Here is a 26,918-nt window from a genome sequence, read left to right on the forward strand (position 1 = left end):
AACTTTCCTCAGTTAGTGACAGGATGCAACGCCATGCAATTATCTACATTAAAATCATCTACATTAGATAAAAATCTGAAACTCGATAAAGCCTTATTTCAAGCCGCACTGACACGCCAATGGCAATCTTTCGGTCTCAGTTCAGCCCAGGAAATGACTCCACATCAGTGGTGGCAGGCCATTAGTGCAGCGGTATCTGAATTACTCCCCCTAGCCACTCAGCAAAACCATGCCAATCCATCCTCTGACAGCCAACGCCACGTGAACTATATCTCGATGGAATTTCTGATAGGCCGACTGACAGCCAACAACTTGTTGAATCTTGGTTGGTATAACGATATTCAATCCTATCTGGCAGAAGATGGCATCATGTTGAGTGACGTACTGGAAGAAGAAACCGATCCCGCATTGGGCAATGGTGGGTTAGGGAGGCTAGCAGCCTGTTTTCTCGACTCAATGGCGACGATCAATCAACCTGCTACAGGGTATGGTCTCAATTATCAATATGGTCTTTTCCGCCAATCCTTTAAAAAGGGGCAACAAATTGAAACACCTGATAATTGGGAACGCGAGTCCTATCCGTGGTTTCGCCATAACACACAATTAAAAGTCAACGTCAGTTTTGGTGGCGAAATCGTGACAACTGCCGATGGCCATGAAAATTGGGCTCCCGCGTTTACTCTGATTGGTGAAGCATGGGATTTACCCGTGATTGGGTATAACAATGGTGTAACCCAACCACTTCGCCTATGGCAAGCAACATACGATAACCCCTTTGATTTGTCACTTTTCAATGATGGGGAGTTCCTGCACGCTGAACAACAAGGCATTGAAGCCGCCAGCCTGACTAAAGTTCTCTACCCGAATGATAATCATCAGGCAGGTAAACGACTACGCCTGATGCAACAATATTTTCAATGTGCTTGTGCCGTGGCAGATATTCTGCGCCGCCACCAACAAGCAGAGCGCAAAATAGAAGCGCTAGCACAATACGAAGTTATCCAGCTTAACGATACTCACCCAACTATCGCAATCCCTGAAATGATGCGTCTTCTGCTTGATGAATACCAGTTAAGTTGGGAAACCGCATGGGAAATCACAGGAAAAACTTTCGCCTATACCAACCATACCTTGCTGCCAGAGGGCCTAGAACGTTGGGATGAACAATTGATGAGTGAGCTTTTGCCACGCCATCACCGCATCATCCAGGAAATCAACCGACGTTTTAAAAAAACTGTGGAACAAATCTGGCCTGATAACCAACAAATCTGGGAAAAATTGGCAGTTATCCATGACAATCAGGTCAGAATGGCTAACCTGTGTGTTGTCGCCTGCTTTGCCATCAACGGAGTCGCTGCCCTACATTCATCCTTGATAGTGACAGATCTGTTCCCTGAGTATCACCAACTATGGCCAACTAAATTCCACAACGTGACTAATGGTGTAACTCCGCGTCGTTGGTTAAAACAATGTAACCCTGCACTCTCTTCGTTAATTGACCAAACATTAGGTCATGAGTGGGTGAATAATCTCGCTGCTTTGAAACAACTCGAACCTTATGCCGACGATTCTGCCTTCCGTGACACTTATCGAGCCGTTAAGCAAGACAATAAAATTCGCCTGTCCAACTATGTCAATAAAGTAATGGGACTGAAAATTGATCCCCATGCTATTTTCGATATACAGATAAAACGTCTGCATGAATACAAACGTCAACATCTGAACCTGCTCCATATCTTGTCACTTTATCGGCAGATTCAGGAAAATCCGGCCTTAGATATCCATCCCCGTGTTTTCCTGTTCGGTGCCAAAGCAGCTCCCGGCTACTATCTGGCGAAAAACATCATCTCGGCCATCAATCATGCCGCCGAAAAGATCAATCATGATCCGCTTGTCCGTGATCGCATCAAAATTGCTTTTATCCCCGATTACAATGTTTCCGCTGCGGAACTGATGATCCCAGCGGCCGATGTGTCAGAACAAATCTCTACAGCGGGCAAAGAAGCCTCTGGTACAGGCAATATGAAATTGGCCTTAAACGGCGCACTAACCATTGGGACACTAGACGGCGCGAATGTCGAAATTGCCGAACAAGTTGGAAACGACCATATCTTTATTTTCGGCAAGACCGTAGAAGAGGCCAAAGCTTTACTAAACAGTGACTACAATCCACAAGATGTACTTCAACAGAATCAGCATCTGAAAGATATCCTTGGTTCCCTTGCTAATGGTGAATTCAGCCACGGAGATACGCACGCATTTGATCTTATGATACATAGCCTGACTGACGGTGGTGACCCTTATTTAGTGCTGGCTGATTTTGCCTCTTATTGCCATGCCCACAAACAAATTGACACTCGATATCGCGATGCCCAAGGCTGGACGCGCAGTACTGTACTCAATACCGCCCGAATGGGTAACTTTAGTTCTGATCGTGCTATTCAGGATTATCAACAACGTATCTGGCAAACCAAATAAGGGTTTAGTATGGAAAACAACTGCCTCAATGAATTGGCAACTGAGGCCGGCATTGTCAGCGAATATATTAATGCCTATGGAAAACCCCAGGCGATCCCCGCTGAAATCAGGCATCGAATATTGGAAGCCATGAGTACAGATATACCGGTCGGGAGGCCGGTTTCTCATTTACACGCTTCCCCCTTACCTAATGTTAAGGTGGTTATTCAGGAACAAAGGATAACCCTGCCTCTGGAGGATATAGATAATTACCAGTGGCAGATACATACTGAACAAGGGCAGATATTCCAGGGTTACTGCCAACATCAGCTCATGTTGCCTGCAAATCTCCCCCTGGGATACCACACGCTGAACCTGATATCGGAGACGAAACCAGAAACTGACTCTCAGCAATACTCTATACAACTTATTGTTGCCCCTGAACGTTGTTATGAACCCGATGCCATAACACGTGGAGAAAAACTTTGGGGTGCTTGCGTCCAGCTTTACACCCTGCGATCAGAAAATAACTGGGGAATTGGTGATTTTGGCGATCTGAAATATATGCTGCAAGAACTGGCACAGCGTGGTGGTGCCTTTGTTGGCCTGAATCCTCTTCATACCATATATCCTGCAATGCCTGAAAATGCCAGCCCTTACAGTCCATCTTCCCGCCACTGGCTCAATATCATCTATATTGCCGTGCACCAGATAGAAGACTTTAGTTATAGCGTCGAAGCACAAGAGTGGTGGCATTCAGCGGAAACACAATCCAAACTCCAGCAAGCCCGCCAAGAAGAATGGGTTGATTACACCACAGTAATGTCTCTAAAAATGGCTGCATTGCGTCTGACTTATCCGCAATTTAAGCGCCGTTCTGACGATGACCCCCAACAGATCGCTTTCCAACAGTTTGTAATCAAAGGAGGCAAAAACCTTTATTATCAAGCTGTGTATGATGTTCTACACCATAAGCTATATGGGGAAAATAATGTTTATTGGGGCTGGCCTGTATGGCCGGAAGAATACCATGAACCAGAGAGTGATGCGGTTAAGGCATTCTGTCATGCACATCCACAGGAGATAGAGTTTTTCCTTTGGCTGCAATGGCTGGCTGATACCCAGCTTGCCGAGTGCTTCACTACCAGCCAAACTCATCACATGCCGATTGGCATTTACCGCGATCTTGCCGTCGGTGTCGCCCAAGGAGGTTCAGAAACCTGGTGTAACCGAAGCATCTATTGCACTAAGGCATCTGTCGGAGCACCCCCCGATATTCTGGGGCCACGGGGGCAAAATTGGGGGCTTCCGCCAATGAATCCCCATGTATTAAAAGCCCAAGCCTATCAACCTTTCATTGAATTACTGCGTAGCAATATGCGTCATTGCGGCGCATTGCGTATCGATCATGTGATGTCATTGCTCAGGCTCTGGTGGATACCACAAGGAGAAACTGCCGATAAAGGCGTTTATGTCCATTATCCAGTTGACGATCTGCTGGCAATATTGGCATTAGAAAGCCAACGCAATCATTGCCTGGTGATAGGCGAAGATTTGGGGATTGTACCGGAAGAAATTGTCGATAAGTTACGGGACAGAGGTGTTTATTCCTATAAGGTATTTTATTTCGAACGCAATGAGCAGGGTGAATACCGTTCTCCCGATGAATATCCCGTGCAGGCAATGGCAACCATTACTACCCATGACTTACCTACTTTGCGCGGATTCTGGCAAAATGAAGATCTCACCTTAGGTGAAGCCATCGGTTTATACCCTGATAAAGCTCTTCTTGCTGATTTATATTCAGAACGCAAACGCTGCAAGCAAGCGCTATTAACCAGTTTAAATCGTCACGGCTATTTACCAGAAGAATTGCCCAAGACAGATACCTTCTCCCCATTTCAGGGAGCGGTATCACTGGCACAAATAGAATATCCGATGTCACACGCTATAAATCAAAGCATACACCGCTATATAGCCCATAGCGCCTGTGCCTTATTAGGATTACAACCTGAAGATTGGCTGGATATGGAACGCCCCGTTAATATTCCTGGCACAACAGAGGAATATCCCAACTGGCGACGAAAACTTACTTCTACGTTGGAAACTATATTTGCAGATGCCCATATCAACCATCTGTTACAAACAATTGGAGAATGCCGAAAACAGGGTTAATAACTGACTGAACTAACAGCTATTTACCCAAATTACATCCCAGCGGCAATAAAACAAATCCCCAATCATATAGCTAAATATGATTGGGGAGAGGATCAGCCTTTCACGCCTCCCGATGTTAATCCACCTACTAACCAACGTTGGGCAAGTAAGAAAACCGCCGTGATAGGAATAGCAGACAGCACAGCCGCAGCGGCAAAATCTCCCCAGAGATAGTTCTGTGGATGAAGATATTGCTGCATTCCCACTGCCAGTGTGTAATTATCCACATCACGTAATAGCAGAGATGCAACTGGTACTTCGGTAATCACACCAATAAACGACAAAATAAATACTACAGCCAATATAGGCACAGACAGTGGCAACAGTATCAAACGGAAAATTTGCCACGATGTCGCGCCATCCAACATAGCTGCTTCTTCCAAAGAACGATCTATCGTTTCGAAATAACCTTTTATCGTCCATACATGCAAAGCAATTCCGCCTAGGTAGGCAAAAATCACACCACCGTGGGTATTGAGACCAAGGAAAGGAATATATTCTCCTAACCGATCAAACAAGGCATATAGTGCCACCAAAGAAAGTACCGCCGGAAACATTTGAAAAATTAACATCGCTTTAAGTAAGGTGCTTTTTCCACGAAAACGCATTCGAGCAAAGGCATAAGCACACGTCGTTGATAATGCCACAATGCCAGTGGCCGTAATCAAGGCAACCTTTACAGAGTTCCAAAGCCATTGCATAACCGGAAATGGGGGAAGCATGACGTGTCCATCAGCAGATTCCACCCTATAACCAAGTGCCAGCTTCCAGTGTTCCCATGAAACGGTGTCTGGAATCAGGTTACCCGTAGCAAAATTACCCGGACGCAAAGAAATAGCAATGACCATCAGCAGAGGAAACAAAATCATGGCAATAAAAGCCAGCATTAATACATGTGTTCCCCATACCCGCCATCGTTGCGATTTGGGTTGTACCATCGCCATCTTCTTTCCTCCTTAATCAAATTTCATGCGGGCAGTTTTCAAATTGATGATGGCTAATGCCCCCACCAATAAGAAGATCAATGTTGCAATTGCTGCGGCCAGACCAAAATCCTGTCCACCACCCCCTTCAAATGCGATACGGTAGGTATAATTTACCAAAAGATCGGTATAACCCGCTGGGGTCGATGTACCAATATGATCAGGTTTACCAGTGGTTAGCAATTGAATCAGGACAAAGTTATTAAAATTAAAAGCAAAGCTGGCAATCATCAACGGCGTCAATGGCTTAATCAATAATGGAAAAGTAATTTTGGTAAAATTCCGCCATGGCCCTGCACCATCAAGTGCTGATGCCTCATAAAGGTCATCAGGAATAGATTTCAGTAATCCCATGCAAAGAATCATCATATAGGGATAACCCAACCACGTATTTACAATAATCAACATGGTTCGAGCTAGTGTCGGATCTGTAAACCAATCCGGTTTAATACCAAACAACCCATTTAGCACCAGATTAATTTCACCAAAACTTTGGTTAAATAATCCTTTGAAAATCAGAATGGAAATAAACGAAGGAACAGCATAAGGTAAAATAAGCAGTACACGGTAAATCGCTCGTCCCTTAAGCGCCTCCCACTGTACAATACAAGCGAGAACCATTCCTAGGGTAACCGTCAATGCCACTGTCACTAGGGAGAAAACTACTGTCCAGACAAAAATGGACAGAAAAGGTTTTTGGATACCCTCATCCTGTATCACCCGTAGAAAATTTTTCCAACCAATAGAAACCGTAAACCCAGGACTTAACGTTTCCTTAGTCCATTCTCCTTCAGCATTAATGGATTGGTAGAACCCTGTATCCATATTCGGTTGGTATCGTATACCAGTTTGTCTATCGGTCAGTGTAATCCCATCTTCATCAAGGGAATAAAGCGGATTTATAGCAGAGAACTGACGTAAGGAACTCATTCTCAGTTTACTGCCATCAGGAAGAACGACTACCAATTGGCTCAATGCCTGCCGATACTGAGTAATAGTGCGCAATGTCGCAGCATTGCCTTCAAGTTTTTTCTCCTGTTCATGGAGAGACAGAATAATTTCTTCCGTTCCCGCCAGCGAAAAAGGCTCTGATGCCAATAAATGAGTGCTATCAGGAGCGCTCAAAGCCAAGACCCACTGTTCAGATACCGGATAGAGTTTGAAATTAAATGGTTCCCCTGTCTGATAGTGACGACTCATTAATACCACTTGAGCGCGTTCAAACGTTAATTGGTTGGTACTGCTATAATTTGTAAAAGCAATAGCAATCGTGCAGATAAGTGGAAACAGTATAAATATCCCTATTCCAGCAATTCCAGGGTAGGTATAGCGCCAAACAGATGCTTTCCTGTTGGAAAAAACATAGATACCGCTTCCCAGTAATACCAGTGTCACCATAGCAAACAGGTACTCTCCCTGTGCATACATCAGCACAACCAGATAACCTGTAAAAAGTAGGCAAATACCTACAGCAAACCATTTCAGGGCAGGATGCTGCCACCATACTGTTTTTTCTAATGTCGCTGACATCTTGCACTTCCTGTTACCAACAATTGTGATTATCCAACACCATCACAATAAGAGCTAAGGCTCCTTAAACTCAGGAGCCTGTCATTCGTTTATTTTGTCATTCTCGCTTCAGCATCATTAAGGGCAGCATCTATTGTCTGACGCCCACTGACCGTGTTAAGAACAGCGCTACGCATTGCGTACCAAAAACTACTCATTTGGGAAATATTCGGCATAATTTCTCCATTTTGAGCATTTGCCATCGTGGCAGCAATACGTGGATCTTTCGTCAAGATCTCCTGATAGGATTTCAAAGCCACCGCTCCCAGCGGTTTATCTTTGTCCATCGTTGCCAGCCCTTCATTGGTAAGCAGGTAATTTTCCAAAAATTCTTTCGCTAACTCTTTATTAGGACTGGCCGCATTAATTCCCGCAGTTAAAATGCCAACAAAAGGTTTAGAGGGTTTTCCTTTAAAGGTTGGTAATAGGGTAACGCCGTAATTGATCTTACTTTTATCGACATTCGCCCATGACCAAGGACCATTAATCGTCATTGCTGCTTTGCCCTTATTAAAGGCAGCTTCGGCGATGGAGTAATCGATATCTGCATTGAGATGTTTATTTTTGACTAAATCAACCAGAAATTTCAGTCCCGCTTTAGAACCCGCATTATTCACTCCGCTGTCTTTAACATTATAAGTACCGTTCTCTGCCTTGAAGGCATATCCACCATCAGCAGCAATCAGTGGCCAAGTGAAATACGGTTCTTGCAAATTGAACATGATTGCGTTTTTATTTTGCTTTTTCAGCGCATTATCCAAGGCAGGGATTTCTTCCCATGTTTTAGGGGGAGATTTAATCAAGTCTTTATTGTAGATAAGAGAAAGGGCTTCAACTGCGACAGGGTATCCTACTAATTTACCATCGTAACGAACGGCATCCCACGTAAAGGGAAATAGCTTATCAATAAACGATTTATCAGGAGTAATTTCAGCAACTAACCCTGATTGGGCATAACCACCAAAGCGATCATGTGCCCAGAAAATAATATCCGGCCCATCTCCACTGGCTGCAATTTGGGTATATTTTTCTTCCAGTTTGTCTGGATGCTCGACAGTGACAGGAATTCCCGTTTCTTTTGCAAATTTTTCACCAACCTGTGCCAGTCCGTTATAACCTTTATCACCATTGATCCAAATGACCAACTTTCCTTCTTCCGGTTTCGCAAAAACCGAAGCAGACAATACACATGTTGTTAAAACGGAAAGCATCAGGGTATGAGTCCCCACTTTTAAAATTTTCTTGGTCATCATTCCGCCTTTTTCATTTGTTAGTTCAAGATAATTATCTTTGTTACATCGCGATAAAATGGCACCAGTGTGCAATCAATGTAAAAAAGACTCATCCTCCCCTGTTCTACGCCTCATACTGTATGAGTGTGAACTCGCTTACAAAAACAATTAAAATCAGAACGTTAACATCAATATAGCGTCCTTTTTTGCGATTTAAATCACATCTTACCTGACAATTTTCTTCTTTCTTTCTCAATCACATTAATCTCGTCCTCCTGGCTCCTCCACCATCAAAAATTCTGGGATGGAGGATTGTCGCGCCTGTTATTTTATACACAATCCAGCCATCAGTTTTTCACTAAGTTTCTCGTGGCGACAAATAGGAAACGAAGACGAATCGGAAACGAACAAAAAAACTGAGATGGCAAATCCGAGGGAGGGAACAAATGTCTAGCATCACATTCCGCAATGTATCTAAATCATATGGTGAAACTGTCATCTCCAAAAATCTTAATCTTGATATTCAGGAAGGAGAATTCGTCGTATTTGTCGGTCCGTCAGGATGTGGGAAATCGACGCTACTAAGGATGATCGCGGGATTGGAAGACATTACATCCGGTGATTTGCTGATAGACGGAAAACGAATGAATGATGTTCCACCAGCCAAGCGCAGTATCGGCATGGTTTTTCAATCTTATGCACTATATCCCCATCTCTCTGTTGCAGACAATATGTCGTTCGGCATGAAGCTGGCTGGAGTCAAAAAAAGCGATATCCACAAACGAGTGCAACAAGTTGCAGAAACCCTCCAGCTTGCCCATCTACTGGAACGCCGTCCTAAGGCACTGTCCGGTGGCCAACGCCAGCGAGTCGCCATTGGCAGAACACTCGTTGCTGAACCCAATATCTTTCTGCTGGATGAACCGCTTTCCAATCTGGATGCGGCTCTGCGTGTACAGATGAGAATTGAAATTTCACGTCTACACAAACGACTACAACGTACAATGGTCTATGTCACTCATGACCAAACCGAAGCCATGACTCTGGCAGATAAAATTGTGGTTCTGGATGGGGGCAATATTGCTCAGGTTGGTAAGCCACTTGAAATCTATCACTATCCTGCCAATCGCTTTGTTGCAGGTTTCATTGGTTCACCGAAAATGAATTTCCTGCCAGTCAAAGTCTCAGCAATTGCTGTTGATCAGGTACAAATCATCCTGCCTAACGGTCAGCCAGTTTGGTTGCCAGTTGAAAGCAAAGGGCTAACGGTCGGTAGTAATGTATCTTTGGGAATTCGCCCCGAACATCTTTTGCCTAATGATGTAGCCGATGTTACGTTAGAGGGGACAGTACAGATCGTTGAACAACTGGGGAACGAAACCCAGATTCACATCCGCATACCTGCCATTCATCAAAATTTGGTTTACCGCCAACCTGATATTGTTCTCGTTAAAGAAGGTGCAGATTTCTCTATCGGACTAGCTCCTCACCGATGTCATCTTTTCCGTGAAGATGGAACTGCATGTCAGCGTTTACATAAAGAACCCGGAATCTAGATCCGCGGCCATAAAAAATAACAGGAGAATCATTATGCGTATATTGTCTCTCTCATTGGCTATGCTAACTACTGGTTTATTATCCACGCAAGCTATTGCTGTTGACTTCCACGGCTATGCCCGTTCAGGCATTGGCTGGACTGGTAATGGTGGTGAGCAGAAATGTGCCAAAGTCACTGGAGCACCGAGTAAATACCGTCTCGGCAACGAATGTGAAACCTATGCTGAACTTAAGTTAGGGCAAGAGTTATGGAAAGAAGGTAATAAACGTTTCTATTTTGATACCAATTTAGCCTATTCCGTCAGTCAGCAAAAAGACTGGGAAGATACCAAACCTGGTTTTCGTGAAGTCAATGTGCAAGCAACCAATCTCATTGATTGGTTGCCTGGTTCAACACTGTGGGCCGGTAAACGTTTCTACCAGCGTCACGATGTACATATGATCGACTTCTATTATTGGGATATTTCTGGTCCAGGTGCAGGATTGGAAAATATTGACCTTGGTTTTGGCAAACTTTCCTTCGCTGTAACCCGTAATACAGAAGAAGGCGGTTCATATGGATGGATTGATGATAAATCCGATAAAAAAGGTCAATCAACCTCAAATGACATTTTTGATATACGGTTAGCCAACTTACCTGTTAATGCTGGCGGTACACTGGAGCTTGGTATTGATTATGGGCGGGCAAATACACGTAAGGGATATCACCTTAATAAACAAGCACCTAAAGACGGCGTAATGCTGACTGCCGAACATACCCAAAGCCTGTTAGGTGGTTTCAACAAATTTGTCTTACAGTACGCAACTGACGCTATGACTTCCAGCGGTAATGGGCGTGCCGAAGGTGCTAATGTGAATAATGACGGTCATATGCTGCGCGTTCTGAATCATGGTGCCATTAGTATCACCAAGAAATGGGATCTCATGTATGCCGCCATGTATCAAAACATTGACCTCGACAATAACAATGGCAACACATGGTACACCGTAGGTGTCCGCCCAATGTATAAGTGGACACCGATAATGAGTACCTTAATGGAAGTGGGTTATGACCATGTGAAGTCACAACGCACCAAAGCAAACAATGATCAGTTCAAAATCACGCTGGCCCAACAGTGGCAAGCAGGTGACAGCATGTGGTCACGCCCTGCTATCCGTTTATTCACCACTTACTCCAAATGGAATGAAAAATGGGGCTATGACAATGGCATTGCCTACCATGATACACCCGTACATCAATTCAGTCGTGGGAACAGCGATGAGTTTACATTTGGTGCCCAATTTGAGGCTTGGTGGTAATGAAAAAGCAATTACTCTCACTTTGCCTCAGTGCCCTATTCTGCAACATGATTCCGGCAGTGAGTTATGCCGCGTCAGATATCGCACTGTCTGATACAGCAACATCCGGTATCGCAATAACCAATAGGGCAAAACCTGGCATAGAAACAACCAGTGCTGCGCCAACTTTGCCTTTGTCAACCTTGCAGAAATTACAGTGGCAACCCATCAATACTCATGACACACAGACTATTATTCTTGAGAGCACATCACAGCAGCTTAATGATGATCATGTTCAAGGTGCGGTAGCCACATTTGCTTTACCGGCCAATCAAGGCTCATTGGCAATCACCCTGAACAGTCTGATAAAAGATAAGCAGGTATACTCACCAAATGTTTTAGTCTTTGATGAACAACTCCATCCTGCGGCCTTTTATCCAAGCCACTATTTCCGCTATCAACAACCAGGTATTATGTCCACCGATCGGCTTGAAGGAGTGTTAAAGCTGACACCAGCATTGGGACAACAGAGAATCTATTTACTGATTTATACCACTCGTTCTGATTTACAAGCTTCGACACAAATGGTCGATCCTGCTAAGGCTTATGCTAAAGGTGTCGGTAATTCTGTGCCGGATATTCCAGATCCGATCGCTCACCACACAGAAACAGGTACATTAACGTTAAAAGTGCAATCAGAAAGCAATGCAGGTAATATCCTGATAGGCCAGGTATTTTCTTCACCTACACCTAAACCAGTCACCATCGGTTCTACACAAGTATCTACATCTCCGTTAAGAACAACCCCGACTGATGCACCGCAATCTGCTGCCCCAGTAGTTAAACCTGTACTGAACGATACCGAACGGTATTTCAATGACGCTATCAAAAGAGCTATTAACAATGGTGATGTTGATAAGGCATTGAAACTGTTAGATGAAGCAGAACGACTTGGTTCCCCAACTGCACGGGAAACTTTTATCAAGATGATAAAAAACAAAAAATAAATTGATTCATCAAATAATTATAGAGATATATCTAACTTAAGAGCCTAAGGGAATAGGCTCTTAACATGATAAAAATTCATCATTCTTCTCAGATAAGTTTTCATTACATATCCATACTATTGCTACCATTATATTTACTTAAAATAATTCTTTCTTATTCAGATAGTTTATTATTTTTTCCTTCAATAACTTAATAAACCCAGCAAATAAACATTAGTAATAATAAAACACTTATAGAAACCAATAAAATAACAGTTTCTTTTATGGCAATATTAAACATCCATGCAAAGAACTTGATAATACACTTTATGAAACCGTAAAAAACTCCAATATTACCCCCAGGAAATCCATCACTTTTATCCTCAGTAAAAAATCATCACATTTGGAATGTTCTCTTATTATTTATCAACTAAATGATGTTACATCCTATATTCAATTATTAAGCGATCCTAAAGGCGTTAAATAGGGTTATTAGCAATCATTTTTGCCATTTTTTCAATCGGATCTGTGCGCAATATATATAACCGTTTTAAAGAAAAGGGATTATCTCCCAACTTAACTTTTCCTTTTACCGTAGTAACAGCCAAATGAAATCCAGCTTGCTTAGCCGCTTTCATTGCCTTTAAATTATATCTACCAAAAGGATAAGAGAGATGAAGCACATGGGGATTTAATTGTGATAATGCCCGTCTGGAACGCCTGAAATCATACAGGATATTGTGATATGATCGACTTAATAGTATGGGCTGTTGATTCTTGCTAAAACGATGCAAGAAATGGGTATGAGACTGAAAATCAAATACATCTTGTATGGCATATAATTCTGGGAGGCTCAAGAATTGCAGGGTATCAGGATCCCATTTTTGCGGATGACGTTTAACTCTGGATGAAATAATAAAGAGTGTCGCTTTCTGACCATTCTCTTTTAAAATTGGATAGGCATAACGATAAACGGATTTCAACCCATCATCAAAGGTTAAGCCAACCACTTTTGCTGGCAAGTTAATGGAACCATTTAAGTAGCCTTCTAATTCATATAATGAAATTGTGGTATAACCTGCTCGCTTCAAATAAGCCATCTGCTCACGAAAGGCAGCCAGGGATGTTGTTGTTGAGGTATGTAAAAAACGTTTAGTATCTTTAAGAACATGATGATAAGTTAACAAAGGAATGCCATTGTCCAATTCAGCATCCCGATCACTAATGTAGCCTAATCGATCACCCAAATTAATTTCGTACCAAGTATGGTGGAAAACATCTTGTAATTTGTCTAAAACCGGATAGCGGAGATTTTCCCTCAAAATTGCAATTGGTTGGCTATCCGTATCAGGCGTGCTATAGACTTGAGCCACCTTAGTTATCATCAAATTTTGGGCGGCTTTTTTGTGAAGAGGATTGGTGCTAAAGGGATCACTGGGGAACGCAGTTTTCTGAATTTCCTTTAGATTTCCTTTGGCTATATACCCTATCCCATTTCCGAAATGAAACGCATAGTTACCGCTTTCTTCCCCTTCTTCTTCAGCAACTTTAAGGACTTGTTCTTTCTTGAATAAACCAACCTTAATGATATGCTCACCTACCCAAGAATAGATTTCACTCTCTTTAGTCACTTCCATGTAATGATAATGTGGAAAATAGTGGTATTGCGATAAAACCGGATTAGAAAAAAATATCAAAAATACTAAGAAACCCATTGTAATAACATAAATAATTCGTCTCATTTTAATTTTCCATCCAATAAAAAATGCCCTCTACCAGGAGAGGGCATTTCACGATTAACTATCTATATAGAGTATCCTACGCATCACGATTACTCGTTATCGCTGCTGCTACCAAAACCTGCATTCAACAATTCAGCAAGGTTTGCAGTGGCTTCGTCAACGCTAAATTGTGGCGCTTCAACCACTTCGTTTTCTTGACGACGGCGGATACGATCCTGATGGTAAGCATAACCTGTACCCGCAGGGATCAGACGACCAACGATGACGTTCTCTTTCAGGCCACGCAGTTCATCACGTTTACCTGCAACAGCTGCCTCAGTCAGAACGCGGGTTGTTTCCTGGAACGACGCCGCAGAGATGAAGGATTCTGTTGCCAATGATGCTTTGGTGATACCCAACAGGTCACGCTGGAAGATAGCTGGTACTTTGCCATCCTGCTCCAGTTTGCGGTTCGAAACCTTAACGCGTGCGTATTCAACCTGCTCACCTTCAAGGAATTCGGAACTACCCGCATTCGCAATAGTTGCTTTACGCAGCATCTGACGAACGATAACTTCAATGTGTTTATCGTTAATCTTAACGCCTTGCAAACGGTAAACTTCCTGTACTTCGTTAGTGATGTAACGAGCAACCGCGTGAACACCACGCAGGCGCAGAATGTCATGTGGAGATTCTGGACCATCGGAGATCACGTCACCACGTTCAACAACTTCACCTTCGAACACGTTGAGCTGACGCCATTTAGGGATCATCTCTTCGTAAGGTTCACCACCATCCAGTGGAGTAATTACCAGACGGCGCTTGCCTTTGGTTTCTTTACCGAAGGAAACAATACCGCTGATTTCTGCCAGGATAGCAGGCTCTTTCGGACGACGAGCTTCGAACAGGTCCGCAACGCGTGGCAGACCACCGGTGATATCTTTAGTACCGCCAGACTCCTGAGGAATACGCGCCAATGTATCACCCGCAGAGATGGACATACCATCTTCCAACTGAACGATCGCTTTACCCGGCAGGAAGTACTGAGCAGGCATATCTGTACCTGGGATCAGAACGTCGTTACCCTGGGCGTCTACGATTTTCAGTGCTGGACGCAGGTCTTTACCGCTACCGGTACGCTCTGCACTATCCAGAACCACCAGTGAAGACAGGCCGGTCAGCTCATCCGTCTGACGGGTAATGGTTTGACCATCAACCATGTCGTAGAACTGGATAATACCGGATACTTCACTCACGATTGGCATGGTGTGTGGGTCCCAGTTCGCAACGGTTTCACCGCCAGTTACTGTCTCACCATCACCTTTCGTCAATACCGAGCCGTAAGGTACTTTATAGCTCTCTTTGGTACGACCGAAATCGTCGATCAGACGCAATTCGGTATTACGAGAGGTAATCACCAATTTGCTTGCTGAGTTCGTAACGAATTTCGCGTTGATCAGCTTCAGATGACCTTTGTTACGCACCTGAATACTAGATTCTGCTGCCGCACGAGATGCCGCACCACCGATGTGGAACGTACGCATCGTCAACTGTGTACCTGGTTCACCGATTGACTGTGCTGCGATAACACCGATCGCTTCACCTTTGTTGATCAGATGACCACGAGCAAGGTCACGGCCGTAACAGTTCGCACAAACACCGAAGTCAGTTTCACAACTAACGACGGAACGTACTTTCACGCTGTCAACGGAGTTCTCTTCTAACAGATCACACCATTTTTCGTTCAGCAATGTGTTACGTGGAACCAAAATGTCCGCTGTACCTGGTTTCAGTATGTCTTCTGCCGCTACACGTCCCAATACACGTTCACGCAGTGGCTCTTTAACATCACCACCTTCGATAACCGGAGTCATCAGGATACCATCGAGAGTACCACAGTCATCTTCAGTTACTACCAAGTCTTGAGCAACATCAACCAGACGACGGGTCAGGTAACCGGAGTTCGCCGTTTTCAATGCGGTATCCGCAAGACCTTTACGAGCACCGTGGGTTGAGATGAAGTACTGGAGTACGTTCAAACCTTCACGGAAGTTCGCAGTAATTGGGGTTTCGATGATGGAGCCATCTGGCGTTGCCATCAGACCACGCATACCCGCCAACTGGCGGATCTGAGCCGCAGAACCACGCGCACCGGAGTCGGCCATCATAAAGATATTGTTGAAAGAAACCTGCTGTTCTTCTTCACCGTCACGGTTAATAACCGTTTCAGTAGACAAGTTTTCCATCATCGCTTTAGCAACACGTTCGTTTGCCGCAGCCCATATATCGATAACCTTGTTATAACGTTCGCCGGCAGTTACCAGACCTGACTGGAACTGTTCCTGAATTTCGGCCACTTCTGCTTCTGCTTCCGCGATGATGCCTTCTTTCTTCTCAGGAATAACCATGTCGTCAATACCTACGGATACTCCGGAACGAGCAGCGTAAGCAAAACCGGTATACATGGTCTGGTCAGCCAAAATAACGGTTGGTTTCAAACCCAGTATGCGGTAACAGGTATTCAGCATCTTAGAGATAGCTTTTTTACCCAGTGGCTGGTTAATCAATGAGTATGGCAAGCCACGCGGTACAATCATCCACAGGATGGCACGACCGATGGTGGTATCAACCAAGCCTGTGTTGATAGTCACGTTGCCTTCGCCATCTCTCACTTCTTCTGTGATACGAACTTTGACACGGGCATGCAGAGAAGCCAGACCAGCACGATAAACGCGCTCTGCTTCTTTAGGACCGGTCAGAACCATGCCTTCGCCTTTCGCGTTAACACAGTCACGGGTCATGTAGTACAGACCCAATACAACGTCCTGAGATGGAACGATGATTGGTTCACCGCTCGCTGGAGACAGGATGTTGTTGGTAGACATCATCAACGCACGCGCTTCCAACTGAGCTTCCAGTGTCAACGGTACGTGAACAGCCATCTGGTCACCGTCGAAGTCGGCGTTATATGCCGCACACACTAGTGGGTGCAACTGAATAGCTTTACCTTCGATCAGAACTGGTTCAAATGCCTGAATACCCAAACGGTGGAGAGTTGGTGCACGGTTCAGCAGAACTGGGTGCTCACGGATGACTTCATCCAGGATATCCCATACAACCGCTTCTTCACGCTCAACCATTTTCTTGGCGGCTTTGATAGTCGTCGCCAGGCCACGCAGTTCCAGTTTGCCGTAAATAAATGGCTTGAACAGTTCCAGTGCCATCTTCTTAGGAAGACCACACTGATGCAGACGCAGGTATGGACCTACGGTAATTACAGAACGGCCTGAGTAGTCAACACGTTTACCCAGCAAGTTCTGACGGAAACGACCCTGTTTACCCTTGATCATGTCTGCCAGGGATTTCAGAGGGCGCTTGTTAGAACCGGTAATCGCACGACCGCGACGGCCGTTGTCCAGCAGCGCATCAACTGCTTCCTGCAACATACGTTTTTCGTTACGTACGATGATATCTGGCGCAGCCAGATCCAACAGACGCTTCAAACGGTTGTTACGGTTAATAACGCGACGATACAGATCGTTCAGGTCTGAAGTTGCGAAACGGCCACCATCCAGTGGAACCAATGGACGCAAATCCGGTGGCAGAACTGGTAGAACGGTCAGAACCATCCACTCTGGTTTGTTGCCAGACTGAATGAACGCTTCCAGCAGTTTAATACGCTTGGTCAACTTCTTACGCTTGGTTTCAGAGTTGGTTTCGTTCAGCTCTTCGCGCAAGGTTTCACATTCGTTTTCCAGATCGATGCTTTTCAGCAAAGCCTGGATTGCTTCTGCACCCATTTTTGCGTCAAATTCATCACCGAACTCTTCCAGTGCATCCAGATACTGTTCTTCAGTCAGGATTTGCGCACGCTCAAGACTGGTCATACCCCCTTCAACAACCACATAGGATTCGAAGTACAGTACGCGTTCAATATCGCGCAGAGGCATATCCAGCAATAAACCGATGCGGGATGGCAGAGATTTCAGGAACCAAATGTGAGCGGTTGGAGATGCCAGCTCAATGTGACCCATACGATCACGACGAACTTTAGTCTGGGTTACTTCAACGCCACATTTCTCACAAATCACACCACGGTGTTTCAATCGCTTGTATTTACCACACAAGCATTCGTAATCTTTTACTGGCCCGAAAATACGCGCACAGAAAAGACCGTCACGCTCAGGCTTGAACGTACGGTAGTTAATAGTTTCCGGCTTTTTTACTTCCCCGAATGACCACGAACGGATCATATCTGGAGAGGCCAGAGCAATTTTGATCGCATCAAACTCTTCGGTCTTGGTTTGCGCTTTCAGAAACTTCAATAAGTCTTTCACGAAATGGCTCCTGTCGGAGTTAGACCTGTTAGGTGAGTGGCCCATGCCACTCCCCTCTATAACCAGTATAACCACTGGGACCAGTGCAACCACTGGCTGGTAAACCGCCCGACATTCTTATATCGGGCAGTACCAGCGGGAAAACGATTTATTCGTCTTCCAGCTCGATGTTGATACCCAACGAACGGATTTCTTTCAGCAATACGTTGAAAGATTCCGGCATGCCTGGTTCCATCTGGTGGTTACCATCCACGATGTTTTTATACATCTTGGTTCGACCGTTAACATCGTCAGATTTAACGGTGAGCATTTCTTGCAGGGTGTACGCCGCACCATATGCTTCCAATGCCCACACTTCCATCTCACCGAAGCGCTGTCCACCGAACTGTGCCTTACCACCCAACGGCTGCTGAGTCACCAGGCTGTAAGAGCCGGTAGAACGGGCGTGCATCTTGTCATCAACCAAGTGGTTCAATTTCAGCATGTACATGTAGCCAACGGTTACCTGACGCTCGAATTGTTCACCTGTACGGCCGTCGAACAGAGTGATCTGACCGGAAGTCGGCAAGCCACCCAGTTTCAACAACTCTTTGATTTCGGTCTCTTTTGCACCGTCAAAGACAGGTGTTGCGATCGGCATACCTTTTCTCAAGTTTTCTGCCAGGCGCATCACTTCTTCATCGGTGAAGGTGCTCAAGTCAACTTTTTGACGGGTATCATCACCCAGATCATAAGCTTTCTGGATAAATTCACGCAGTTTGGCAACTTCTTGCTGCTGTTTCAGCATCGCATTGATCTTGTCACCAATGCCTTTCGCCGCCATGCCCAAGTGAGTTTCCAGAATCTGACCGATGTTCATACGTGATGGTACGCCCAGCGGGTTCAGTACGATGTCTACTGGTGTACCGTTTTCATCGTAAGGCATGTCTTCAATCGGGTTGATCTTGGAGATAACACCTTTGTTACCGTGACGACCTGCCATCTTGTCACCAGGCTGGATCTGACGTTTCACAGCCAGATACACTTTGACAATTTTCAGCACGCCTGGTGCCAGATCGTCGCCCTGAGTGATCTTACGGCGTTTAGCATCCAGTTTTTTCTCGAACTCTATTTTCAGTTCGTCATACTGTTCTGCCAACTGCTCCAGCTGATTTTGTTTTTCTTCATCAGCCAGTCCCAGCTCCAACCAACGCCCACGAGGAAGTTTGCTGAGTTTTTCCGCTTCAATGCCACCGGCAACCAGTACAGAGTGAATACGAGCAAACAGGCCAGCTTCGAAAATTTGCAGTTCTTCTGTCAGGTCTTTTTTAGCCTCACGCAACTGCATCTCTTCGATTTCCAACGCACGCTTGTCTTTCTCTACGCCATCACGGGTAAAGACTTGTACGTCGATAACAGTACCAGAAACACCGTTTGGTACGCGCAGTGAAGAGTCTTTCACATCAGACGCTTTCTCACCGAAGATCGCACGCAACAGTTTTTCTTCTGGAGTCAGCTGAGTTTCACCTTTCGGTGTCACTTTACCAACCAGAATGTCGCCACCTTTCACTTCCGCACCGATATAAACGATACCGGATTCGTCCAGTTTAGACAGAGCAGCTTCGCCCACGTTAGGGATGTCAGCCGTAATCTCTTCAGGCCCCAGTTTAGTGTCACGAGACACACAAGCCAGTTCTTGAATGTGAATGGTGGTGAAACGGTCTTCCTGAACAACACGCTCAGATACGAGGATGGAGTCCTCGAAGTTATAACCATTCCAAGGCATGAACGCCACACGCATGTTCTGACCCAGTGCCAGTTCACCCAAGTCAGTGGATGGACCATCAGCCAGCACGTCACCGCGTTCTACCAGTTCGCCCAAAGAAACACAGGGTGTCTGGTTGATACAGGTGTTTTGGTTTGAGCGGGTATATTTGGTCAGGTTATAGATATCAATGCCCGCTTCACCTGCGTACATTTCATCTTCGTTAACCTTGATAACAATACGAGATGCGTCAACGTACTGAACCACACCACCGCGTTTAGCAACAGAGGTTACACCGGAGTCAACCGCTACCGCACGCTCCATACCTGTTCCGACCAGCGGCTTATCTGCGCGCAGAGTTGGAACCGCCTGACGTTGCATGTTCGCACCCATCAATGCACGGTTGGCGTCATCGTGTTCAAGGAATGGGATCAGAGAAGCACCGACGGACACGATCTGTTGTGTCGAAACGTCCATGTACTGAACCTGATCACGGTTGAACAAGCTGGATTCATCGTAATGACGGCAAGTGACCAATTCTTCAACGAAGTGGCCTTCTTCATCCAATACGGTGTTCGCCTGAGCAATGACGTAGTTGCCTTCTTCGATTGCTGACAGGTAGTGGATTTCATCAGTCACCACACCATCACGAACTAAGCGGTAAGGTGTTTCAAGGAAACCATACTCATTGGTACGCGCATAAACAGACAATGAGTTAATCAAACCGATGTTTGGACCTTCAGGTGTTTCGATTGGACATACACGACCATAGTGAGTTGGGTGTACGTCTCGAACTTCAAAGCCTGCACGCTCACGGGTCAGACCGCCTGGACCCAACGCAGAAATACGGCGTTTATGGGTGATTTCAGACAGTGGGTTGTTCTGGTCCATGAACTGGGATAGCTGGCTCGAACCAAAGAACTCTTTCACCGCCGCAGAAATTGGTTTGGCGTTGATCATGTCCTGTGGCATCAGGGTATCCAGATCGCCCAGAGACAAACGCTCTTTCACTGCACGTTCTACACGAACCAGACCGACGCGGAACTGGTTTTCAGCCATTTCACCCACGGAACGGATACGACGGTTGCCCAAGTGATCGATATCGTCGACTTCACCTTTACCGTTACGGATATCGATGAGCTTCTTCATCACGTCGATGATGTCTTCTTTGCTCAGGATACCGGAACCTTCAACCTCGTCACGATCCAACGAACGGTTGAACTTCATACGACCAACCGCAGACAGATCATAACGATCTTCAGAGAAGAACAGGTTCTCAAACAGGTTTTCTGCGGCTTCGCGTGTTGGTGGTTCACCCGGACGCATCATGCGATAGATTTCAACCAGTGCGCTCAGGCGATCATTGGTTGGGTCAACACGCAGGGTTTCGGAAATATAAGCGCCGTGGTCCAGATCATTGGTAAACAGAGTCTCGATAGATTTGTAACCAGCCTGACTTAAACGGGCCAGCAGATCCAAAGAGAGTTCCATGTTAGCAGCACAGATGATTTCACCTGTGTTCTGGTCGATGTAATCTTTTGCTACAACTTTACCCGCGATATATTCAACAGGCACCTCAATACGGTCTACCTGCTCTTTTTCTAACTGGCGGATATGGCGAGCTGTGATACGACGGCCTTTTTCAACATAAACTTTGCCGTTTGCTTCGATATCAAATGAAGCAGTCTCGCCACGCAGACGTTCTGGAACCAGCATCATCTGCAATTTATTGTCGCGAATTTCGAAAACGGTTTTTTTGAAGAACAGATTCAGGATGTCTTCAGAGGAATAATCCATCGCGCGCAGAATAATCGAAGCCGGTAACTTACGGCGGCGGTCGATACGCACAAACAGGTTATCTTTTGGATCAAATTCGAAATCTAACCACGAACCACGGTAAGGAATGATACGTGCATTATACAGTACCTTACCGGATGAATGGGTTTTACCCTTATCGCTATCAAAGAAAACGCCTGGGCTACGATGCAACTGAGATACGATAACGCGCTCAGTACCGTTGATAACGAAAGTCCCGTTATCAGTCATGAGTGGAATTTCACCCATGTAGACTTCTTGTTCTTTGATGTCCTTAACTGTGCCTTCTGGCGCTTCGCGCTCATAGATCACCAGACGCAACTTAACGCGCAGAGGTGCGGAGAACGTCACTCCACGGATCTGACACTCTTTGACATCAAAGACAGGTTCGCCAAGACGATAGCTTACATATTGCAGCTCTGAATTGCCGCTGTAGCTCTGAATTGGAAACACTGAACGGAAGGCCGCTTCCAGTCCATTTTGGCCTTCAGGATCTTGCTCGATAAACTTCTGGAACGAGTCAAGTTGGATAGAAAGAAGGTATGGAACATCCAAAACTTGTGGACGTTTACCAAAATCCTTACGAATACGTTTTTTCTCGGTATAGGAGTAAACCATAGGGTTCCTCAGCTCGCTGATAAGTGACCCACTCTGTCCGCCCTTAAGGACAGCACTCTGCAACACTATTTTTTCGAACAGAAAACAGAATATTTTCCGTAATACTCATTACTATTACTCTTAAATCATTTCATTGCGTTACCTTACTACCGAGCTACCCGAGTGGATCGTAGCTGAGAACGCAGTATATTAAGTCGTCAATAGGAAGAAGTATTTTGGGTTTATTAGCAGCCAAACAGTGTGAAATGCTACTAACTCCCTATTAATGCCTTTCAGGCAAATCTGATTTTCAGACAATGCCCTTACAGCGCAAAAAGGCTGGCGATTAAAAAACCGCCAGCCGCCAGCCTTAAAAAATCAGGCTGCGAACTTCAAACAGATCTTACTTGATCTCAACAGAAGCACCTGCTTCTTCCAGAGATTTTTTCAGAGCTTCAGCGTCGTCTTTGCTGATGCCTTCTTTCAGAGCTGCTGGTGCGCTTTCAACCAGGTCTTTCGCTTCTTTCAGACCCAGGCCAGTTGCGCCACGTACTGCTTTGATTACAGCAACTTTGTTAGCACCAGCGCCAGTCAGGATTACGTCGAATTCAGTTTTTTCTTCAACGGCTTCAGCAGCACCACCAACTACAGCTACAGCTGCAGCAGCAGAAACGCCGAATTTTTCTTCCATCATGCTGATCAGTTCAACAACGTCCATTACAGACATTTCTGCAACTGCGTCCAGAATTTGTTCTTTAGTGATAGACATAACAAGTGTTCCTAAAATTCAGAAAAAATTTATACGTTAAAAAGCAACGAAGGAAATAAGCAATTAAGCAGCTTCTTTCTGATCGCGTAGCGCAGCCAGAGTGCGAACCAGTTTGCCTGCAGCGGCTTCTTTCATGGTTGACATCAGGCGTGCGATTGCTTCTTCGTAAGTTGGGAGTGTTGCCAGACGATCGATGTTGTTCGCTGGGATAAACTCACCTTCAAAGGCTGCTGCTTTAATCTCGAATGCTGGGTTCGCTTTCGCGAAATCTTTGAACAGACGAGCAGCTGCGCCCGGATGTTCGTTAGAAAAAGCAATCAAGGTTGGACCAACAAACGCTTCCTTCAGGCACTCAAATTCAGTACCTTCAACAGCACGGCGCATCAGGGTGTTACGAACAACACGCATATAAACGCCAGCTTCGCGACCTGCTTTACGCAGTTCAGTCATTTTATCTACGGTAACGCCGCGAGAATCCGCAACAACCGCAGACAGCGCGCCTTTGGCTACTTCGCTGACTTCAGCAACAATCGCTTGTTTGTCTTGAAGATTTAGTGCCATTAGCTTCTTGCTCCTGGATTAACCGGGCAAACCCGGGACTCACTTCACTCAAAACACCAAATGTGCCTGAGCGCTGAAACACGGTGAGCAGAATCCAGAAAATAAATTTCATTTGGCTCTGTCACCGTCTACGCAGGATATTAAGTAATTACTTACGCCTGCGGTCTTGGACGGGGCTTGGATTAGGCCAAGCTCCAACCGAAAACTTGTTATTTGCCGATACGGCCTTATTTTTCGAAGGTTGTATGTTATAAAACACACTGATCAGCAAATTTTAAGCGTCAGATTTTAGACAAATCTGACGATAAGGTAAAGCGTTATTCTCAGCTTAAATCATTAAACTGATGCGTTCAGACTAGACTGGTCGATCGCAACACCTGCACCCATGGTAGTAGACAGGCTAACTTTCTTAACGAAAACGCCTTTAGCAGAAGATGGCTTAGCTTTTTTCAGCGCAACCAGCAGAGCTTCCAGGTTTTCTTTCAGTTTGTCAGCGTCGAAGTCAACTTTACCGATAGTGGTGTGGATGATACCGTTCTTGTCGTTACGGTAACGAACCTGACCCGCTTTAGCGTTCTGTACAGCTTCAGCAACGTTAGGCGTTACAGTACCTACTTTCGGGTTTGGCATCAGACCACGTGGGCCCAGGATTTGACCCAGTTGGCCAACAACACGCATTGCATCTGGAGATGCGATAACAACGTCGAAGTCCATCTCGCCTTTCTTAACCAGTTCAGCCAGATCTTCCATACCTACCAGTTCAGCGCCAGCAGCTTTAGCTGCTTCGGCGTTTGCACCCTGAGTAAATACAGCAACACGGACTGAACGGCCAGTACCGTGTGGCAGTACAGTTGCACCACGAACGTTCTGGTCAGATTTACGAGCATCAATGCCAAGATTAACAGCTACGTCAACGCTTTCTACGAATTTAGCAGTAGCCAGTTCTTTCAGCAGAGTAACAGCTTCGTTGATGTCATATTGTTTAGTTACATCAACTTTTTCACGGATAGTGCGCATGCGCTTGGTCAGTTTAGCCATTGATTAATCCTCCACTACCAGGCCCATGGAACGAGCAGTACCTTCGATTGAACGCATCATCGCGTCAACGTCAGCACCAGTCATGTCCGCAGCTTTAGTTTCAGCAATTTCACGAATCTGAGCGCTGGTTACTTTACCAACTTTATCTTTGTTCGGTTTGCCAGAACCAGATTTGATGCCTGCTGCTTTTTTCAGCAGAACAGCCGCTGGTGGGGTTTTGGTAACGAAAGTGAAAGAACGGTCTGCGTAAACAGTAATAACAACTGGAATTGGCAAGCCTTTCTCAATGCTTTCAGTTTTAGCATTGAACGCTTTACAGAATTCCATGATGTTAACACCCTGCTGACCCAGAGCTGGACCAACTGGTGGGCTTGGGTTAGCCATGCCAGCTGCAACTTGCAGCTTAACGTAGGCTTGTACTTTCTTAGCCATTTATTTTTTCCTCTATGCGGGTCTTATCGCCTCAAGATGAGGCTCCCCTGACAATTTGAACCCCGTCTATTAAAGACCAGGCCCCTAAGACTTTAACTAACCTAATATTATCTAAGTATCATCTAAAAATGATGCCTGGATAAAAAACAAAAGGCGCGAAATTGTACGCTAATTTCACACCCTTTGCAAGCATAAGCGCTTACTTAATCACCAGGTTAGGCTTTCTCTACCTGGCTGAAATCCAGCTCAACAGGTGTAGCACGACCAAAGATAGAAACCGATACTTTCAAACGGCTCTTCTCGTAATCAACTTCTTCCACCACACCATTGAAGTCTGCAAACGGACCATCGCTGACTCGAACCATTTCGCCTGGTTCGAACAGAGTTTTTGGCCGTGGTTTATCACCAACCTGTTGAAGGCGATTCATGATCGCATCAACTTCTTTATCGCTGATTGGTGCTGGGCGGTCAGAAGTACCACCGATAAAACCCATTACGCGAGGTACACTGCGAACCAAATGCCAAGTCGCATCGTTCATTACCATCTGTACCAAGACATAGCCAGGGAAGAATTTACGCTCGCTTTTACGGCGCTGGCCACTACGGATCTCAACAACCTCTTCTGTCGGCACCATCACTTCGCCAAAAGAATCTTCCATCTCTTGTAATTTGATATGTTCACGCAGAGATTGAGCGACGCGACCTTCAAACCCAGAAAATGCCTGGATGACATACCAACGCTTTTTTGGGGATTCAGACATTTTTAAAACCTCAGGCCTGTAATAAATGAAACTAAACGCACCAGAATACCATCAAGCCCCCATAAGATAAGAGACATGACAGCCGTCACAACTGCAACAATTAAAGTCGTATGCAGTGCTTCCTGGCGAGTTGGCCAAATGACTTTACGCATTTCAATGCGGGCTTCACGGGCAAAGGCTAATGCAACTTTACCTTTTACAGTCCACAATGCAACTGCTCCTGCAAGGGCAACAATAGCAACCACGGCTATCGCGCGCAGAGGCAGGTTATACTCTCGGTAATAGTAATTACCCACAATAGCAACCACCAGTAGCACTGCTACCAATAGCCATTTTGCTATATCAAGACCACGCCCGCTTTCTTGAGCATCGCTATTCGCACTCATAAACCAACCTGTAACTATATGTAAGTAACTATGATGTAAATAGATAGCCAGCTTGCCTCGCAAGAGCAAAACAAATCAGACCGAACCCAAAGATAATTGTAATTGTATCTGACTCGGCACCATAATTCAGCAGGACTTTTGTATATCGATGATATCTAAGCCCATCCGTTGTATCAGAGCCTATCTCACCAATAATTAAGAATAGCAATCAAATAGCAATTTATCTGCCATTAATTATCCAATTATGAACAACTATTGATGAGATAGGTTCTTCTTAAGACAACGTATAAAAAGGGCATCTATCGATGCCCTTCCAAAATGAACACATTAAAAAAATTATGCGATCACTTTAGCAACAACACCGGCGCCTACAGTACGACCACCTTCACGGATTGCGAAACGCAGACCTTCGTCCATGGCGATTGGCGCAATCAGGTTAACTACCATGTTGATGTTGTCACCTGGCATTACCATCTCT

At 45.2% G+C, this 26,918-nt stretch carries 18 protein-coding genes; 5 read left to right on the plus strand and 13 right to left on the minus strand.

Features of this window, described 5'->3' with window-relative positions; all coding sequences use genetic code 11:
- Positions 1–33: 33 nt before the first annotated feature.
- A complete protein-coding gene (malP, locus tag Xets_RS00280; protein WP_099130903.1) occupies positions 34–2,478 on the plus strand; it encodes a maltodextrin phosphorylase in 2,445 nt (814 codons plus the stop codon).
- A 9-nt stretch (positions 2,479–2,487) separates the two neighbouring features.
- Positions 2,488–4,632 (plus strand): 4-alpha-glucanotransferase, encoded by a 2,145-nt coding sequence (gene malQ / locus Xets_RS00285; protein ID WP_187651024.1) that lies wholly within the window; start codon positions 2,488–2,490, stop codon positions 4,630–4,632.
- 95 nt (positions 4,633–4,727) lie between these two features.
- Here malQ and malG read toward each other — a convergent pair whose 3' ends face one another.
- From malG to malE, 3 genes are all read right to left on the minus strand, one after another.
- Positions 4,728–5,618: a maltose ABC transporter permease MalG gene (gene malG, locus Xets_RS00290; RefSeq protein ID WP_099130905.1), complete on the minus strand. Its 891-nt coding sequence runs from the start codon at positions 5,616–5,618 to the stop codon at positions 4,728–4,730.
- Between the two features lie 12 nt (positions 5,619–5,630).
- Positions 5,631–7,187: a maltose ABC transporter permease MalF gene (gene malF, locus Xets_RS00295; protein ID WP_099130906.1), complete on the minus strand. Its 1,557-nt coding sequence runs from the start codon at positions 7,185–7,187 to the stop codon at positions 5,631–5,633.
- Positions 7,188–7,276: 89 nt separating this feature from the next.
- On the minus strand, positions 7,277–8,476 hold the full coding sequence (gene malE, locus Xets_RS00300; RefSeq protein WP_187651025.1) for a maltose/maltodextrin ABC transporter substrate-binding protein MalE: 1,200 nt from the start codon (positions 8,474–8,476) through the stop codon (positions 7,277–7,279).
- Between the two features lie 428 nt (positions 8,477–8,904).
- Here malE and malK point away from each other — a divergent pair, with 428 nt between their 5' ends.
- From malK to malM, 3 genes are read left to right on the plus strand one after another with little or no spacing between them, the layout of a single operon-like run.
- Positions 8,905–10,014 carry a maltose/maltodextrin ABC transporter ATP-binding protein MalK gene (malK, locus tag Xets_RS00305; protein WP_187651026.1) on the plus strand — a complete coding sequence of 370 codons (1,110 nt, stop codon included), beginning with the start codon at positions 8,905–8,907 and terminating at the stop codon, positions 10,012–10,014.
- Between the two features lie 34 nt (positions 10,015–10,048).
- On the plus strand, positions 10,049–11,314 hold the full coding sequence (locus Xets_RS00310; protein WP_099130908.1) for a maltoporin: 1,266 nt from the start codon (positions 10,049–10,051) through the stop codon (positions 11,312–11,314).
- Positions 11,314–12,300, plus strand: coding sequence for a maltose operon protein MalM (gene malM, locus Xets_RS00315; protein ID WP_099130909.1), 987 nt, complete (start codon positions 11,314–11,316; stop codon positions 12,298–12,300). The genes Xets_RS00310 and malM overlap by 1 nt, the downstream gene beginning before the upstream one ends.
- A 458-nt stretch (positions 12,301–12,758) precedes the next feature.
- On the opposite strand, the gene Xets_RS00320 is transcribed toward malM, so the two are convergent.
- The 10 genes from Xets_RS00320 to Xets_RS00365 form a co-directional block, all read right to left on the minus strand.
- Positions 12,759–14,021, minus strand: coding sequence for a polysaccharide deacetylase family protein (locus Xets_RS00320; RefSeq protein WP_187651027.1), 1,263 nt, complete (start codon positions 14,019–14,021; stop codon positions 12,759–12,761).
- 89 nt (positions 14,022–14,110) lie between these two features.
- Positions 14,111–18,337 carry a DNA-directed RNA polymerase subunit beta' gene (rpoC, locus tag Xets_RS00325; protein WP_099130911.1) on the minus strand — a complete coding sequence of 1,409 codons (4,227 nt, stop codon included), beginning with the start codon at positions 18,335–18,337 and terminating at the stop codon, positions 14,111–14,113.
- 148 nt (positions 18,338–18,485) lie between these two features.
- Positions 18,486–22,514 (minus strand): DNA-directed RNA polymerase subunit beta, encoded by a 4,029-nt coding sequence (gene rpoB, locus Xets_RS00330; protein ID WP_099130912.1) that lies wholly within the window; start codon positions 22,512–22,514, stop codon positions 18,486–18,488.
- A 382-nt stretch (positions 22,515–22,896) separates the two neighbouring features.
- Positions 22,897–23,262, minus strand: a complete 366-nt coding sequence (gene rplL, locus Xets_RS00335; protein WP_045972989.1) for a 50S ribosomal protein L7/L12 — start codon at positions 23,260–23,262, stop codon at positions 22,897–22,899.
- Positions 23,263–23,325: 63 nt separating this feature from the next.
- Entirely contained in the window at positions 23,326–23,823 is a 498-nt protein-coding gene (gene rplJ / locus Xets_RS00340; RefSeq protein ID WP_187651028.1) for a 50S ribosomal protein L10, read from the minus strand.
- Positions 23,824–24,159: 336 nt separating this feature from the next.
- A complete protein-coding gene (rplA, locus tag Xets_RS00345) occupies positions 24,160–24,861 on the minus strand; it encodes a 50S ribosomal protein L1 (protein ID WP_074023706.1) in 702 nt (233 codons plus the stop codon).
- Between the two features lie 3 nt (positions 24,862–24,864).
- Positions 24,865–25,293, minus strand: a complete 429-nt coding sequence (gene rplK, locus Xets_RS00350; RefSeq protein ID WP_074020842.1) for a 50S ribosomal protein L11 — start codon at positions 25,291–25,293, stop codon at positions 24,865–24,867.
- 215 nt (positions 25,294–25,508) lie between these two features.
- Complete coding sequence (nusG, locus tag Xets_RS00355) at positions 25,509–26,054, minus strand: transcription termination/antitermination protein NusG (protein ID WP_092519796.1); 546 nt, start codon at positions 26,052–26,054, stop codon at positions 25,509–25,511.
- A gap of 2 nt (positions 26,055–26,056) precedes the next feature.
- Positions 26,057–26,440: a preprotein translocase subunit SecE gene (gene secE / locus Xets_RS00360; protein WP_099130913.1), complete on the minus strand. Its 384-nt coding sequence runs from the start codon at positions 26,438–26,440 to the stop codon at positions 26,057–26,059.
- Positions 26,441–26,776: 336 nt separating this feature from the next.
- The gene (locus tag Xets_RS00365) at positions 26,777–26,914 is read right to left on the minus strand and encodes a hypothetical protein (RefSeq protein ID WP_370588188.1); all 138 of its coding nucleotides are present in this window, start codon (positions 26,912–26,914) and stop codon (positions 26,777–26,779) included.
- Positions 26,915–26,918: the final 4 nt, after the last annotated feature.

Origin of the sequence: Xenorhabdus sp. TS4 (assembly GCF_014467265.1) — a bacterium.
GTDB lineage: Bacteria > Pseudomonadota > Gammaproteobacteria > Enterobacterales > Enterobacteriaceae > Xenorhabdus > Xenorhabdus ehlersii.

Excerpts from the sequence above, each read along its gene's own strand:
- rpoB (WP_099130912.1), bottom strand. The coding sequence starts at position 22,514 with ATGGTTTACTCCTATACCGAGAAAAAACGTATTCGTAAGGATTTTGGT.
- Xets_RS00320 (WP_187651027.1), bottom strand. The coding sequence starts at position 14,021 with ATGAGACGAATTATTTATGTTATTACAATGGGTTTCTTAGTATTTTTG.
- rplJ (WP_187651028.1), bottom strand. The coding sequence starts at position 23,823 with ATGGCACTAAATCTTCAAGACAAACAAGCGATTGTTGCTGAAGTCAGC.
- malF (WP_099130906.1), bottom strand. The coding sequence starts at position 7,187 with ATGTCAGCGACATTAGAAAAAACAGTATGGTGGCAGCATCCTGCCCTG.
- rplK (WP_074020842.1), bottom strand. The coding sequence starts at position 25,293 with ATGGCTAAGAAAGTACAAGCCTACGTTAAGCTGCAAGTTGCAGCTGGC.
- Xets_RS00365 (WP_370588188.1), bottom strand. The coding sequence starts at position 26,914 with ATGGTAATGCCAGGTGACAACATCAACATGGTAGTTAACCTGATTGCG.
- malM (WP_099130909.1), top strand. The coding sequence starts at position 11,314 with ATGAAAAAGCAATTACTCTCACTTTGCCTCAGTGCCCTATTCTGCAAC.
- malE (WP_187651025.1), bottom strand. The coding sequence starts at position 8,476 with ATGACCAAGAAAATTTTAAAAGTGGGGACTCATACCCTGATGCTTTCC.
- nusG (WP_092519796.1), bottom strand. The coding sequence starts at position 26,054 with ATGTCTGAATCCCCAAAAAAGCGTTGGTATGTCATCCAGGCATTTTCT.
- rplL (WP_045972989.1), bottom strand. The coding sequence starts at position 23,262 with ATGTCTATCACTAAAGAACAAATTCTGGACGCAGTTGCAGAAATGTCT.
- malK (WP_187651026.1), top strand. The coding sequence starts at position 8,905 with ATGTCTAGCATCACATTCCGCAATGTATCTAAATCATATGGTGAAACT.
- rplA (WP_074023706.1), bottom strand. The coding sequence starts at position 24,861 with ATGGCTAAACTGACCAAGCGCATGCGCACTATCCGTGAAAAAGTTGAT.
- malG (WP_099130905.1), bottom strand. The coding sequence starts at position 5,618 with ATGGCGATGGTACAACCCAAATCGCAACGATGGCGGGTATGGGGAACA.
- Xets_RS00310 (WP_099130908.1), top strand. The coding sequence starts at position 10,049 with ATGCGTATATTGTCTCTCTCATTGGCTATGCTAACTACTGGTTTATTA.
- secE (WP_099130913.1), bottom strand. The coding sequence starts at position 26,440 with ATGAGTGCGAATAGCGATGCTCAAGAAAGCGGGCGTGGTCTTGATATA.
- malQ (WP_187651024.1), top strand. The coding sequence starts at position 2,488 with ATGGAAAACAACTGCCTCAATGAATTGGCAACTGAGGCCGGCATTGTC.
- malP (WP_099130903.1), top strand. The coding sequence starts at position 34 with ATGCAATTATCTACATTAAAATCATCTACATTAGATAAAAATCTGAAA.